The organism is Pseudomonas sp. LBUM1666, from assembly GCF_059695775.1.
In genome coordinates, this window is record NZ_CP166789.1 from 2,141,446 (window position 1) to 2,154,269 (window position 12,824).

Below are 12,824 nucleotides of genomic sequence, written 5' to 3' on the forward strand. Positions count from 1 at the left end.
GCTTTTCTAGCGGCGGTGTTTCGGCTAAGGTGGCGCCCCCGATTTGGAGCCCCCGATGCCGCGTCCCGCCTGGTCACTTTTTGCCTACCAACTGATCGAGCCTGACGAACAGCTGGATCTGTTCGCCTGCCAGGAAGTGCGGGTACATCTGGTGACCCGTCAACTGGAGTTGGGCGGCTCGGCGGACCGCACCTTGTGCGGCAGCCTGTTGCCAGCACAACCGCGCTGGTCGAGCGTCGATCGCCGTGTGTTCCAGGATCAGCGCCTGTGCTCGCTGTGCCGGGCCATTCTGGAATCGCAAAAACGCGGCACATCGCCGATCTGGCCGGAATTGCGTTTCGAGCTTTAGATCTCGATAGATTGCTTGCTATCGGTCAACTCCCCGATTTTCCAGATGCCGGTGTACAATCCCGTTTTTATACCCTTGTCGATCATGCGAAGGATTTTCCGGATGTTGCCGCGCTTTCCTGCCGTCACCCGCTACCTGTCTCTCGCCGCCCTCTGTGTGGCGGGTCCCGTAGCAGCATTGGAGCTGCCCCTGCCACCGCCCGGTGAAGACATCATCGGTCAGGTCCAGGTGATCAAGGCCAAGTACGAAGATACCTTCGCTGACCTTGGCACCACCTACGATCTGGGCTATTCGGAAATGGTCGCGGCCAACCCAGGCGTCGATCCATGGCTGCCGGGCGCTGGCACCGAAGTGGTGCTTCCAACACGCTTCATCCTGCCGCCGGGTCCGCGTGAAGGCATCGTCATCAACCTGGCCGAGTACCGCCTCTATTACTTCCCGAAAGGCCGGAACGTGGTGTACACCTTCCCGCTGGGTATCGGCCGTGAAGGCTGGGGCTCGCCGATTGCCCATACCAGCATCATCGCCAAGACGCCGAACCCGACCTGGACCCCTCCAGCGTCGATCAAGGCCGAACACGCTGCCGATGGCGATCCGCTTCCGAACGTGGTGCCTGCCGGCCCTGACAACCCGCTGGGGCCGTTCAAGTTCACGCTGGGCACGCCGGGCTACCTGATCCACGGTTCGAACAAGAAGTTCGGCATCGGCATGCGCACCAGTCATGGTTGCTTCCGCATGTTCAATAACAACGTGCTGGAAATGGCGGGCATGGTGCCGGTAGGGACGTCGGTGCGCATTATCAGCGACCCGTACAAGTTCGGTGTCAGTGGCGGCAAGGTGTATCTGGAAGCGCACACTCCGCTGGACGACAAAGGCAACCCTTCTGTGGTCGACAAACACACTGCGGTGATCAACGCGATGCTCAAGCGTGAGGACATCACCAACAACCTGCGCATGAACTGGGATGTGGTCCGCGACGTGGTTGCCGCCGAAGATGGTCTGCCGGTGGAAATCGGAGTGCCGAACTCCTCGGCGCCGATGGTGACGAGTGCACCGATCGACCCGTTGCAGTAATGCTTGAAAGGAACCCGCCGATGCTGACCGCATCGGCGGGTTTTTTATTGCCGGTACGAAATAGCGGGCAATAAAAAAGCCGACCCAAAAAATGGGTCGGCTTGATAACAATCCCGAAGGATTATTACTTGCGGCTAGCTTTGTCCAGCATGCGCAGAGCACGCTCGTTAGCTTCGTCAGCAGTCTGTTGTGCTTTTTGAGCAGCAGCCAGAGCTTCATCAGCTTTACGGTAAGCTTCGTCTGCACGAGCTTGGGAGCGAGCTGCTGCGTCTTCAGTAGCGGTCAGACGTGCTTCGGTTTCTTTCGATACGCTGCTGCAACCGGTAGCCAGAACTGCGGCCAGAGCCAGAGCAGAGAATTTCAGAACGTTGTTCATCGTGTTCCCCTTCAAGGACTTTCTATTAAGTTAGCTGTCTCCTCAGAGTGAGGAAATAGCCGGCGTACATACTACCCATTACTTGTCGTAAGTAAACTGACGTAAAGCAAGAAGCCAAAAAAATTGTAGGCGTTGATTCTTTTTCGAGCAACTTTTAACTGCATTGTTTAAAAAATATCCAGCTGGGAGGCCCGAGCTGAGCGAGCCGCCAAAGAAAAGTTCCGCGAGCGCAGGGCTCTTTTCTCCGTATTGGCTAAAGTCTGCCTAGATGGATTCGTCCACACTTTTGTTCGGATTTTGCGTGGCGCCTCTCATATCTTTCTCCATGTTCAGGTGACTTTAACAACGGGCGCTCGTCTTAAGTCTCAACATCCGGCAATGTTCAGGCTGTCGACCTTCAGAGATCTTGGTCGAGCCGTCTCTGCGTAACCCGGAGCAGCACCCCCGCCACCAGCGTGATGACGAGCGTACCTTGAGCATTTCTGCCAATAGTGCCTACTATTTGATACGTGCTCGGTTGCGCGAGATTGGTGCAGCTCTTCTCGGTGTCCATTCAGGCACGGGGTGGCGTAGATGTTCCTTCGCCGGAAAAACATCGGTAAGGTAGGGGTCAGAATTCCAGACCCGCGAGGAGTAGTGATGAGCGAGGCGTTGTCCATCCACCATGACCAGGCTGGTCATCAGTTCGAGACCAATGTGGACGGTCATCGTGCCTACCTGACCTATATGGATCTGGGGAAACAGACCCTGGATATCTATCGCACCTTTGTGCCCAACGCACTGCGTGGTCGCGGTATTGCGGCAGCCTTGACCGAGAAGGCGTTGGAGTACGCTGAAGAAATGGGTTACACCGTCATTCCATCGTGTTCCTACGTGGAACGCTACATGGAGCGCCACCAGCGGCATGCAGCCAAGCTGAGCCAGTAACCTTTCAAAGAATCGAACGCATAAAAAAACGCCGGGTCAAGCCCGGCGTTTTTTTTGTGCGGCGAAAAGTGATCAGCTGCGATCGCGTTTCGGCAGCACGTCCTTGAGCTTGGCATGCATGCTGCGCAAGGTGTTTTCGGTGGCGGTCCAGTCGATGCAGGCATCGGTGATCGACACGCCGTATTGCAGGTCGGCGAGGTCTTTCGGAATCGCCTGGCAGCCCCAGTTCAGGTGACTTTCGACCATCAGGCCGATGATCGACTGGTTGCCTTCGAGGATCTGGTTGGCGACGTTCTCCATCACCAGCGGTTGCAGGGCCGGGTCCTTGTTGGAGTTGGCGTGGCTGCAATCGACCATGATGTTCGGCTTGATCTTCGCTTTGTTCAGCGCTTGCTCGCAGAGCGCGACGCTGACCGAATCGTAGTTCGGCTTGCCGTTGCCACCGCGCAGTACCACGTGACCGTAGGCATTGCCCTTGGTGGTGACGATCGACACGCCACCTTCCTGGTTGATACCCAGGAAGCGGTGAGGGCTTGAAACCGATTGCAGGGCGTTGATAGCGACGGTCAAGCCGCCGTCGGTGCCGTTCTTGAAGCCGACGGCCGAGGACAGGCCGGAGGCCATTTCACGGTGAGTCTGGGATTCGGTGGTGCGCGCACCGATGGCCGACCAGCTGATCAGGTCCTGCAAGTACTGCGGGGAGATCGGGTCGAGGGCTTCAGTTGCGGTCGGCAGGCCCATCTCGGCCAGGTCCAGCAACAATTGACGACCAATGTGCAGACCGTCCTGAATCTTGAAGGAGTCGTCCAGGTACGGATCGTTGATCAAGCCTTTCCAGCCGACGGTGGTGCGTGGCTTCTCGAAATACACTCGCATGACCAGATACAGGGTATCGGACACTTCGGCCGCCAGCGCCTTCAGGCGCTCGGCGTATTCGTGGGCAGCCTTGATGTCGTGGATCGAGCAAGGCCCGATGACAACAAACAGGCGGTGGTCGGTGCCATCAAGAATGTTGCGAATGACTTCGCGGCCCTTGGTGACGGTGCGCAGGGCAGCGTCGCTCAGAGGGATATCACGCTTGAGCTGATCGGGAGTGATCAGCGTCTCGTTGGAGGCGACGTTTAGGTCGTTGATCGGTAAATCAGCCATCGTTTACTCGTCAGGTCACGGGTGCCGGCCGCCAGCGAACCCGCGCGGCGGAGCACAGCAAATTAAGCGCGTCGGGGAGCAGAACCTTAGCGCGTTACACCGTGGCTCGACAATGGGCAGACACCGGTTTAATCCAGCACGGCCTGTGCAAATGCCTTGCGAACCGTGTCTTGAGAGAACTCGTCGGCGTGCTGCTGGACCCATTCGAGGGCCAGGGCTTGAGTTTCCTGCAGGTCGTCGTGCGCGTCATGCAGGCGACAGTAACGTTCGATCTGGCAAACCTGCTCGCCCATCCGGGCACTGAACATCATCTGCTCGTCAACAAAGGCAATGCCTACCAGATAGCCGCGCTTGCGTCGCAGGCACCAGGCCACATAGCCCAGATAGCGCAAGTCGGGGTTTAAGGTCGGCATGCGCACTTCCAGTGCCGTACCGTGGCGCCACGCCCGGTGATAATTGCAAGCCATGCCCCCGAGGCTGATAGTGTGCAGCTGTTGCCGCGAAATGCATTCAGGTGTGAGCAACGTTAATTCGACGGGCACATCGTCAGGGTGAGGAATAAAACGTCCCATGAACACGGACTCCATGTGTCAGCCATCTGACATTGTTCCACCCAGTATAGTGGTCGAATTGGAACTGACTGATTTCGACGCCGACCAACGGCTGCTGGCGATGAGCGGTGTGTCGCTGGTCATTTTCACCAGCGTCGGCTGCGCCAGTTGCCGTTTTGCCCGTGAGCAATTGCCACGACTCGATCTGGAGGTCGATCGGCTGTGCTGGATCGATGCCGGGAACAATGGCGGGGTGGTCGATCGTTATCAGGTTTTTTATTTGCCGGCGCTGTTTGTGGTGCGCGACGGTGAATTCTTCGGGGCACTAAAATCGCGCCTGACCCGCACCGAGCTCAATGACGCCGTGGGTCAGGCGTTGAGTCGAATTGCAGAGGAGTTGCCATGATGGGGGCAGTGACCAAACCGACAATCGGTATTATCGGAACCGGCGCGATCGGCGGTTTCTACGGGTTGATGCTGGCGCGTGCCGGTTTCGATGTGCATTTTCTGTTACGCAGTGAGTTTTCGGCGGTGGCCGAGCGAGGGTTGAAGCTCGACAGTGCGGTGCACGGCGCGCTGACGTTGAATCCGGTTCAGGCGTATTCGACGGCCGAAGACATGCCGCCCTGTGACTGGTTGCTGGTGGGCGCGAAAACCACCAGTAACGCGCAGCTTGCACCGACGATCATTCAAGCCGCCACCCCCGATGCGAAAGTGCTGCTGATGCAAAATGGCCTGGACGTTGAAGACAGTCTGCGAGCTTTGCTCCCTGATTCGCTGCACGTGCTCGGGGGGCTCTGCTATATCTGCGTTCATCGCGACGGACCAGGCGTCATCACCCATCAGGCGCTTGGCGTGGTGAATGTTGGCTATCACAGTGGCCCTGCAGCTGATGAGCAGGCGCGCATGGCGATTGTCGAGGAGGGCGCCGGGCTGTTCCGCGCCGCCGGCATCGACTCCCAGGCCATGGCGAACCTGCATCAGGCGCGCTGGCAAAAACTGGTCTGGAATATCCCTTACAACGGTCTGTCGGTTCTGCTCGGGGCAAGCACCACGCCGTTGATGGCCAATGCCGACAGTCGGGAATTGATCAAGTCTCTGATGGCTGAAGTGGTTCAGGGAGCAATCGCCTGCGGTCACGACGTACCGGCCGGTTATGCCGATCATCTGTTCATGGTGACCGAGAAAATGCCGGACTATTGGCCGAGCATGTACCACGATTTTCTGCACAAACGACCGCTTGAGCTGGATGCGATTTACGCCCGGCCACTGGCGGCAGCCAAGGCCGCAGGGTGCGAGTTGCCGCGAATCGAAGCCTTGTATCGAAGTTTGAGTTTTATCGATCGACGTAACACCTGAGTCGATCATCCTGAGGGGGAAGGGCATGGCAAAAACTATCGACGACAAACTGGTGCTGGCGATTTCTTCCCGTGCGCTGTTCGACCTGAGCGAAAGCCACAAGGTCTATCTGTCGGGCGGTGTCGAGGCCTATCGGCAATATCAGATCGAACACGAAGACGAAATCCTCGAGCCCGGTGATGCATTCCCGTTGGTGCAGAAACTCCTCAACTTGAACACCAGCCTGGGCCGCGCCCGGGTCGAGGTGATCCTGGTGTCGCGCAACAGTGCCGACACCGGCCTGCGGGTTTTCAATTCGATCCACCACTATGGCCTGGCGATTTCCCGCGCGGCGTTTGTCGGCGGGCGCAGTCCTTATCCGTACCTCAAGGCGTTCGGCTGTGACCTGTTTCTTTCGACGCATGCCGAAGACGTGCGCAGTGCACTGGATGCCGGGTTCGCCGCGGCGACCATTCTGTCGGGTGGCGCCAGCCGTGCGGCCAGTGATGAATTGCGTATTGCCTTCGATGGTGACGCGGTGCTGTTTTCTGACGAATCGGAACGCGTCTATCAGTCCGGTGGTCTGGAAGCGTTTCAGGCCAGCGAGCGTGAAGCCGCCCGCGAGCCTTTGCGCGGCGGGCCGTTCAAAGGCTTCCTCGCCGCCCTCAATCTGTTGCAACGCGAGTTCCCGGAAGACGCCTGTCCGATCCGCACCGCGCTGGTGACCGCGCGATCGGCGCCCGCCCATGAGCGAGTGATCCGTACCTTGCGCGAATGGGACATTCGTCTGGACGAGTCTCTGTTTCTCGGCGGCCTGACCAAGTCGGCGTTTCTCGAAGCCTTTGCCGCCGACGTGTTTTTCGACGATCAGGCGGGTCATTGCGAGTTGGCCCGCGAGGTGGTCGCCACCGGCCACGTGCCGCACGGCATAAGCAACGAGCAAAAGGTTTAAGCCCGCGGTTCAACGCGTTACGCGGGACGTCGTACTCGCCAAGGCACTGCTAAGCTGAATCAATCTCCGCCATGTTGGCACTCAAGGAGGTCATATGATTCATTCGATGCTGTACGCCACTGACCTCGGCCTGTACGCACCTTTGGTAATGCAGCATGCCTTGGCGCTGGCGCGCACATTCAATGCCGATCTCTACGTGGTGCACGCCGTTGAACCGATGGGGCTGTTTGCCGAGTCGGTGCTTCAGAGTTACCTCGATGAGCAGTCGTTGAACGAGTTTCACAGTCAGGGCTTGAACACGGTGATTGCCAATATCGAGCAGCGGGTGCTCGACAGCTTTCGTGAAGAATTGGGGGATGAAGGGGAGCAGGACCTGGAGCGGATCAAAGCAGTGCGGGTGCTTCAGGGTGATCCGTCACAGGTGATTCTCGACCAGGCGCAGAAACTCTCCGTGGATTTGTTGATCGTAGGTAGTCATAGCCATGGTGCTGGCGCGGAAACGCCTTTGGGCCGGACTGCAGCGCGGGTGTTGCAACTGTCTCGGGTACCGGTCTATCTGGTGCCGCTGGTGGAGCGTCGTCGCCAAGGGGATCGTTAGTGTCCTGCCTCGTATTCACTAGGCAGGACACTAGAACACGAATAGTGGCAGTTCGATGAAAAAGTTCTAGATTTATTCTTCAAACCATTAATATAGTTATATACCGTCGCTGATGCCCGTGGCGTCTACCTGCTTTGAGGGATTCATATGAAGCTTCAACAATTGCGCTACATCTGGGAAGTGGCGCACCACGACCTCAACGTTTCCGCTACAGCCCAAAGCCTTTACACGTCGCAACCGGGCATCAGTAAGCAGATCCGTCTGCTGGAAGACGAATTGGGGGTTGAGGTTTTCGCCCGTAGCGGCAAGCATCTGACCCGCGTCACCCCGGCCGGCGAGCGCATTATCACTACCGCCGGCGAGATCCTGCGCAAGGTTGAAAGCATCAAGCAGATCGCCCAGGAATTCTCCAACGAGAAGAAAGGCACCCTGTCGATCGCCACCACGCACACCCAGGCGCGTTATGCGTTGCCACCGGTTATCAGCAATTTCATCAAGCAATACCCGGACGTTGCCCTGCATATGCACCAGGGTTCGCCGATGCAGATCGCTGAAATGGCCGCTGACGGCACCGTCGATTTCGCCATCGCCACCGAAGCGCTGGAGCTGTTCGGTGATCTGGTGATGATGCCGTGCTATCGCTGGAACCGCTGCGTAGTTGTGCCTCAGGGTCACCCGTTGACCAAGCTGTCGAAGTTGTCCCTCGAAGCCCTGGCCGAATACCCGATCGTGACGTACGTATTCGGTTTCACCGGTCGTTCGAAACTCGACGAAGCGTTCAGCCATCGCGGCCTGACGCCGAAAGTGGTGTTTACCGCCGCCGACGCCGACGTGATCAAGACGTACGTTCGCCTGGGTCTGGGCGTGGGTATCGTGGCGAAAATGGCGGTCGATGCCAAACTCGACAGCGATCTGGTCATGCTTGATGCCAGCGACTTGTTCGAATCCAGCATTACTAAAATCGGTTTCCGTCGCGGTACGTTCCTGCGTGGCTTCATGTGCGACTTCATCGAGAAGTTCGCCCCGCACCTGACCCGCGAAGTCATGGCCAAGGCCATCCAGTGCCACAACAAGCAGGAACTGGAAGAGCTGTTCGACGGCGTCGAACTGCCGGTGCATTGATCTCCCGCGCTAGACCACCTCGGTAACAGAAAACTGTTGCCGAGCACCTGCCACCAGAATCTCCACCTCGTCCCCTTCGAACTTGCCCAGCAGACTCTTGCCCAGCGGCGAGCGAGGGGTGATGACGGTAATCCATTGCCCCACCACATCGACCTTCAAACCCGCCGCGTCGGGGGCCAGAAACAACCATTGCTCACGACCCTTTTCGTCTTCCAGACCGAGCAGGGCACCAACTTCGATGCCGCGCTGATCGTCATAAGGTCGTAGCGTCAGGTTCTGGCAAAGCGTCAGTGAATGCCTGATTTCTTCCACCCGTTTGGCTTGCCCGGCTGCCAGATAAGACGCCTCCAGACCCAGTGTGTCGTACTTGTTCTCGGCGATGTTTTCTTCGTGGGTCGCGGTTTCGTAAGCGGTTTGTGCGGCGCGCTCGGCGATGTCAAGGTCGATTCGCAGTTTGTCGAGAATCAGTTGGTGGACGGTCGGCTTGTGCATAGAGAGCTTCTTGATCAATCGCAGAATTGCTGGACGTTGGCGCGGCTTTTTTCGCTCGGTGCAGTCTGGTCCTGCTGCAACCAGAACTGGCATTTGGGGTTCGATAAATTGCGGTTGTTGCTGCGCGCCTGATCAAGCCTTTGCTGCTGCTCGTTCTTGCGCAGGTTCTCTTCGTACTGTTCGAACAACGGGCTCTGCGGTGGGATATCCGGTGCCGGTTGCACCACCACCGGTGGCTTGACCAGTTGCTGCACGGCTTCAGCCACGGGCGCCAGCTGCTCGCTGAACAACAGTCGGGAGGCGAGCCAGCACGTCAGTGCGATCGCGATAAACCCCAGCCACATACCCAGGGCAATGCTGCCGGTCAGTTGCAAGGCGTTGAGCTGGATCGGCAACGGGCGGCGCGGGTTGGGACGGTAGGGCATGGCTGCCTCCTGGCGGGTGGTCGCGGGCAAGTGGCGATTGTCGCATGAAGATTAATCGCCGTCGGCTCTTCTGCACGGGGTAATTTATGAGGACAATCGGCGCCTTTGCCAACGGGAGCCTGGAATGCCTGAAATGCCTCAAGTAAAAAACTGCTGGCGCTGGGATATTTTCTGCACGGTAGTCGACAACTTTGGTGACATCGGCGTGACCTGGCGTCTGGCGCGACAACTGGTGGCCGAACATTCGGTGGCGGTGCGTTTGTGGGTCGATGATCTGCGGGCCTTCGAGCGCTTGTGCCCGGACATTGACATCAACGCCTCACAGCAATGGCAGCAGGGCGTCGAAGTGCGTCAGTGGACGGCCGACTGGCAGCCCACTGAAGCCGCTGATGTGGTGATCGCCGCGTTCGCGTGCCAATTGCCGAGTGCTTACATGGAGGCCATGGCCGAGCGGGAAAAACCGCCGCTGTGGATGAATCTCGACTATCTGAGTGCCGAGGACTGGATCGTCGGCTGCCACGGCTTGCCGTCGGTGAAATATAAGAGCGTACAAAAATTCTTCTTCTTTCCGGGATTTCAGAAGGGCACCGGTGGCTTGCTGCGTGAAAGCGGATTGCTTGAGCGTCGTCAGCAGTTTCAGCAAAACCCCGAGGCCCAGCGAGAATTCCTGCAAGGTTTAGGGATTGATCGCGCGCAAGGTGCGCAGTTGATCTCGCTATTTGCCTACGAAAATAATGGGCTGGCCAGTTGGCTCGAGGCAATGGCTGCCGACTCGACGCCCACGCATCTGCTGGTGCCCGAAGGTCGGATTCTTGGGGATGTCGAATGTTGGCTCGGTGTGGACGGTTTGGTGGCCGGCGCGGTGCATGTGCGCGATGCCTTGACCGTGCAAGTGCTGCCGTTCGTCCGACAGGACCAATATGACCTGTTGCTGTGGTGCTGCGATTTCAACGCCGTGCGCGGAGAAGATTCCTTTGTCCGCGCGCAATGGGCGGGCCGGCCGCTGCTCTGGCACATCTATCAGCAGGACGAAGACATCCACCTGGACAAGCTCGACGCCTTCCTCGCGCTGTACACCAAAGGCTTGTCCGAGCCTGCCCGCGAGGCGATCAGCGGTCTTTGGCGCGCGTGGAATGCGGGTGACAATATGACCGGGCACTGGCAATCGACCCGAAAACACTGGCCAGAACTGCAAAAACACGCCGAAGCGTGGTGTCTGGAACAGGCTTTGCAGGCAGATCTTGCCGCAGCGCTGGTACAGTTTTATGTAAATTGGATATGATACGCGGCCTAGATTTTTGTAAATCCCATCCAAATTCGGATATTCGCAATGAAAACTGGTAAAGAACTGAAACCCGGTACCGTGATCCGTCTCGAAAACGATCCTTGGCTGGTTCAGAAAGCTGAATTCACCAAGTCTGGTCGTAACAGCGCGATCATGAAGACCAAGCTGAAAAACCTGCTGACCGGCTACAAGACCGAGATCGTTTACAGCGCCGACGACAAGCTGGACGACGTAATCCTCGACCGCAAAGAAGCGACCCTGTCCTTCATCAGCGGCGACACCTACACGTTCATGGACACCACCGACTACACCATGTACGAGTTGAACGCTGAAGACATCGAAGCCGTTCTGCCTTTCGTTGAAGAAGGCATGACCGATGTTTGCGAAGCGATCTTCTTCGAAGAGCGTCTGGTTTCCGTAGAGCTGCCGACCACCATCGTGCGCGTAGTTGACTACACCGAAGGTTCGGCTCGCGGCGACACTTCCGGCAAGGTGATGAAGCCTGCCAAGCTGAGCAACGGTACTGAGCTGCAAGTTGCTGACTTCATCGAAATCGGTGACAGAATCGAGATCGATACCCGCGAAGGCGGTTCCTACAAAGGCCGTGCTAAATAAGCACTGCTTCAGGAATGAAAAAGCCCGACCATTGAGTCGGGCTTTTTTGTACCTGCGATTTACCGCTTATTTCAGGTGTTGCTTGAGCTCTTCAGAGGCTTGAAGCATCGCCGAACGCACCGCTGGCACCTGGCTCACCACGTTGAGCAACCCGTAGTCGTGGATCATGCCGTTATAGCGCACTGCGGTGATCGGCACGCCGGCTTCGTCGAGTTTGCGGGCGTAGGCTTCGCCTTCATCGCGCAACACGTCGGCGCCGGCTGTCTGCACCAGGGCAGGTGGCAGGCCCTTGAGTTGCGCGGTGGTCGCCCGCAGCGGCGACGCGTAGATCTCGTTCCGCTGTTTGGCATCGGTGGTGTAATTGTCCCAGAACCACTTCATCATGTTTTTGGTGAGGAAGTGCCCCTCGGCAAACTGGTTGTAGGACGCCGTCTCGAAGCTGGCGTCAGTCACCGGCCACAGCAGCACCTGGAACCTGATCGCCGGTGTGCCCTTGTCTTTGGCCATCAGCGCAACCACTGCCGCCATGTTGCCACCGACGCTGTTACCGGCCACGGCCAGACGTTTGCCGTCGACGTTGATCTCTTTACCGTGCTCGGCCACCCATTTGGTTGCGGCGTAAGCCTGGTTGATCGCCACCGGGTAATGCGCTTCCGGCGACGGGGTGTAATTGACGAACACTGCCGCCGCCCCCGAACCGGTAACCAGGTCCCGAACCAGACGTTCATGGGTCGGGAAATCCCCCAGCACCCAGCCACCGCCGTGAAAGAACATGAACACTGGCAGCGGACCTTTGACCCCGGCCGGCCGAACGATGGTCAGGTTGATCGGTTGGCCGTCGACTTGAATGGTCTTCTCGCTGACATCGGCTTTTGGCAGCGTCAGTTTCACCCCGGCCTGCGCGCCGACCAGCACGGCGCGGGTTTCTTCAGGCGTGAGTTGTTCCATCGGTTTGCCGGTGCCGGCATTCAGAACGTCGAGGAACGCCTGGGTGTTGTGTTCAACACCCTCACCTGCAAACGCGCTGTTAATGGACAAGGCGAGAAGGGTACCGGTCAAGACTTTACTGAAAGTGCGCATGTTCGTTTCCTGGTTCGGGCCTGGGAATCAGCGGTTAGACGGTAACGTGCAGGCGCACATCGACGTTGCCACGGGTGGCGTTGGAGTACGGGCAGACCTGGTGTGCGGCGTCGACCAGGCTTTGTGCGTCGGCTTGTTCAAGCCCTGGCAAGCTGACGTGCAGGTCGATGTCCAGACCGAAACCGCCAGGGATCTGGCCGATGCCGACATGAGCGGTGATCGAGGTGTCGTCCGGGATTTTGCGTTTGGTCTGGCTGGCGACGAATTTCAGTGCGCCGATGAAGCAGGCGGAGTAGCCGGCTGCGAACAGTTGCTCAGGGTTGGTCGCTGCGCCGCCGGCACCACCGAGTTCTTTGGGTGTGGCGAGTTTCACGTCGAGGATGTTGTCGCTGGAAACTGCACGACCGTCACGGCCGCCGGTGGAAGTTGCGATAGCGGTGTAGAGAGTTTGCATGGTGCGAGCCTCATTCGGGTTTGGTTGTTTTGCGCTA

17 protein-coding genes are annotated in these 12,824 nt (G+C 58.1%); 10 read left to right on the forward strand and 7 right to left on the reverse strand.

Going from position 1 to position 12,824, the window contains the following annotated elements; genetic code table 11:
- Window positions 1-55: 55 nt before the first annotated feature.
- Together ACA056_RS09690 and ACA056_RS09695 are read left to right on the forward strand one after the other, a co-directional pair.
- On the forward strand, window positions 56-349 hold the full coding sequence (locus ACA056_RS09690; RefSeq protein WP_003226812.1) for a hypothetical protein: 294 nt from the start codon (window positions 56-58) through the stop codon (window positions 347-349).
- A 102-nt stretch (window positions 350-451) separates the two neighbouring features.
- Window positions 452-1,423 (forward strand): L,D-transpeptidase family protein, encoded by a 972-nt coding sequence (locus tag ACA056_RS09695; RefSeq protein WP_282376525.1) that lies wholly within the window; start codon window positions 452-454, stop codon window positions 1,421-1,423.
- 124 nt (window positions 1,424-1,547) lie between these two features.
- Here ACA056_RS09695 and oprI read toward each other — a convergent pair whose 3' ends face one another.
- Window positions 1,548-1,799, reverse strand: coding sequence for an outer membrane lipoprotei OprI (gene oprI / locus ACA056_RS09700; protein WP_002553018.1), 252 nt, complete (start codon window positions 1,797-1,799; stop codon window positions 1,548-1,550).
- 639 nt (window positions 1,800-2,438) lie between these two features.
- Between oprI and ACA056_RS09705 the strand changes: the two genes are divergently transcribed.
- On the forward strand, window positions 2,439-2,726 hold the full coding sequence (locus ACA056_RS09705; RefSeq protein ID WP_008057026.1) for a GNAT family N-acetyltransferase: 288 nt from the start codon (window positions 2,439-2,441) through the stop codon (window positions 2,724-2,726).
- Window positions 2,727-2,798: 72 nt separating this feature from the next.
- Here ACA056_RS09705 and ACA056_RS09710 read toward each other — a convergent pair whose 3' ends face one another.
- Window positions 2,799-3,875 carry a 3-deoxy-7-phosphoheptulonate synthase gene (locus ACA056_RS09710; RefSeq protein WP_007899930.1) on the reverse strand — a complete coding sequence of 359 codons (1,077 nt, stop codon included), beginning with the start codon at window positions 3,873-3,875 and terminating at the stop codon, window positions 2,799-2,801.
- A 128-nt stretch (window positions 3,876-4,003) separates the two neighbouring features.
- Entirely contained in the window at window positions 4,004-4,447 is a 444-nt protein-coding gene (locus ACA056_RS09715) for a PilZ domain-containing protein (RefSeq protein WP_497272271.1), read from the reverse strand.
- Here ACA056_RS09715 and ACA056_RS09720 point away from each other — a divergent pair.
- The 5 genes from ACA056_RS09720 to cysB all read left to right on the forward strand — a co-directional run bounded on the left by ACA056_RS09720 (window position 4,446) and on the right by cysB (window position 8,436).
- Window positions 4,446-4,832: a thioredoxin family protein gene (locus tag ACA056_RS09720; protein WP_497272273.1), complete on the forward strand. Its 387-nt coding sequence runs from the start codon at window positions 4,446-4,448 to the stop codon at window positions 4,830-4,832. The genes ACA056_RS09715 and ACA056_RS09720 overlap by 2 nt on opposite strands.
- Complete coding sequence (locus ACA056_RS09725; protein WP_497272275.1) at window positions 4,829-5,785, forward strand: putative 2-dehydropantoate 2-reductase; 957 nt, start codon at window positions 4,829-4,831, stop codon at window positions 5,783-5,785. Before ACA056_RS09720 ends, ACA056_RS09725 begins: the two co-directional genes overlap by 4 nt.
- 25 nt (window positions 5,786-5,810) lie before the next feature.
- The gene (locus ACA056_RS09730) at window positions 5,811-6,716 is read left to right on the forward strand and encodes a 5'-nucleotidase (protein ID WP_497272277.1); all 906 of its coding nucleotides are present in this window, start codon (window positions 5,811-5,813) and stop codon (window positions 6,714-6,716) included.
- A gap of 94 nt (window positions 6,717-6,810) precedes the next feature.
- Window positions 6,811-7,314: a universal stress protein gene (locus ACA056_RS09735; protein ID WP_008148547.1), complete on the forward strand. Its 504-nt coding sequence runs from the start codon at window positions 6,811-6,813 to the stop codon at window positions 7,312-7,314.
- A gap of 147 nt (window positions 7,315-7,461) precedes the next feature.
- The gene (gene cysB, locus ACA056_RS09740) at window positions 7,462-8,436 is read left to right on the forward strand and encodes an HTH-type transcriptional regulator CysB (RefSeq protein ID WP_109633635.1); all 975 of its coding nucleotides are present in this window, start codon (window positions 7,462-7,464) and stop codon (window positions 8,434-8,436) included.
- Window positions 8,437-8,445: 9 nt separating this feature from the next.
- On the opposite strand, the gene ACA056_RS09745 is transcribed toward cysB, so the two are convergent.
- Together ACA056_RS09745 and ACA056_RS09750 are read right to left on the reverse strand one after the other, a co-directional pair.
- Window positions 8,446-8,928 (reverse strand): GreA/GreB family elongation factor, encoded by a 483-nt coding sequence (locus ACA056_RS09745; protein ID WP_102616313.1) that lies wholly within the window; start codon window positions 8,926-8,928, stop codon window positions 8,446-8,448.
- A gap of 14 nt (window positions 8,929-8,942) precedes the next feature.
- Entirely contained in the window at window positions 8,943-9,353 is a 411-nt protein-coding gene (locus ACA056_RS09750; protein ID WP_497272280.1) for a hypothetical protein, read from the reverse strand.
- Window positions 9,354-9,477: 124 nt separating this feature from the next.
- Between ACA056_RS09750 and earP the strand changes: the two genes are divergently transcribed.
- Together earP and ACA056_RS09760 are read left to right on the forward strand one after the other, a co-directional pair.
- Complete coding sequence (gene earP, locus ACA056_RS09755) at window positions 9,478-10,635, forward strand: elongation factor P maturation arginine rhamnosyltransferase EarP (protein ID WP_497272282.1); 1,158 nt, start codon at window positions 9,478-9,480, stop codon at window positions 10,633-10,635.
- Between the two features lie 48 nt (window positions 10,636-10,683).
- Entirely contained in the window at window positions 10,684-11,253 is a 570-nt protein-coding gene (locus tag ACA056_RS09760) for an elongation factor P (protein ID WP_032626910.1), read from the forward strand.
- A 66-nt stretch (window positions 11,254-11,319) separates the two neighbouring features.
- Here ACA056_RS09760 and ACA056_RS09765 read toward each other — a convergent pair whose 3' ends face one another.
- Window positions 11,320-12,333, reverse strand: a complete 1,014-nt coding sequence (locus ACA056_RS09765; RefSeq protein ID WP_497272285.1) for an alpha/beta hydrolase — start codon at window positions 12,331-12,333, stop codon at window positions 11,320-11,322.
- Between the two features lie 34 nt (window positions 12,334-12,367).
- Entirely contained in the window at window positions 12,368-12,787 is a 420-nt protein-coding gene (locus tag ACA056_RS09770; protein WP_497272287.1) for an organic hydroperoxide resistance protein, read from the reverse strand.
- Window positions 12,788-12,824: the final 37 nt, after the last annotated feature.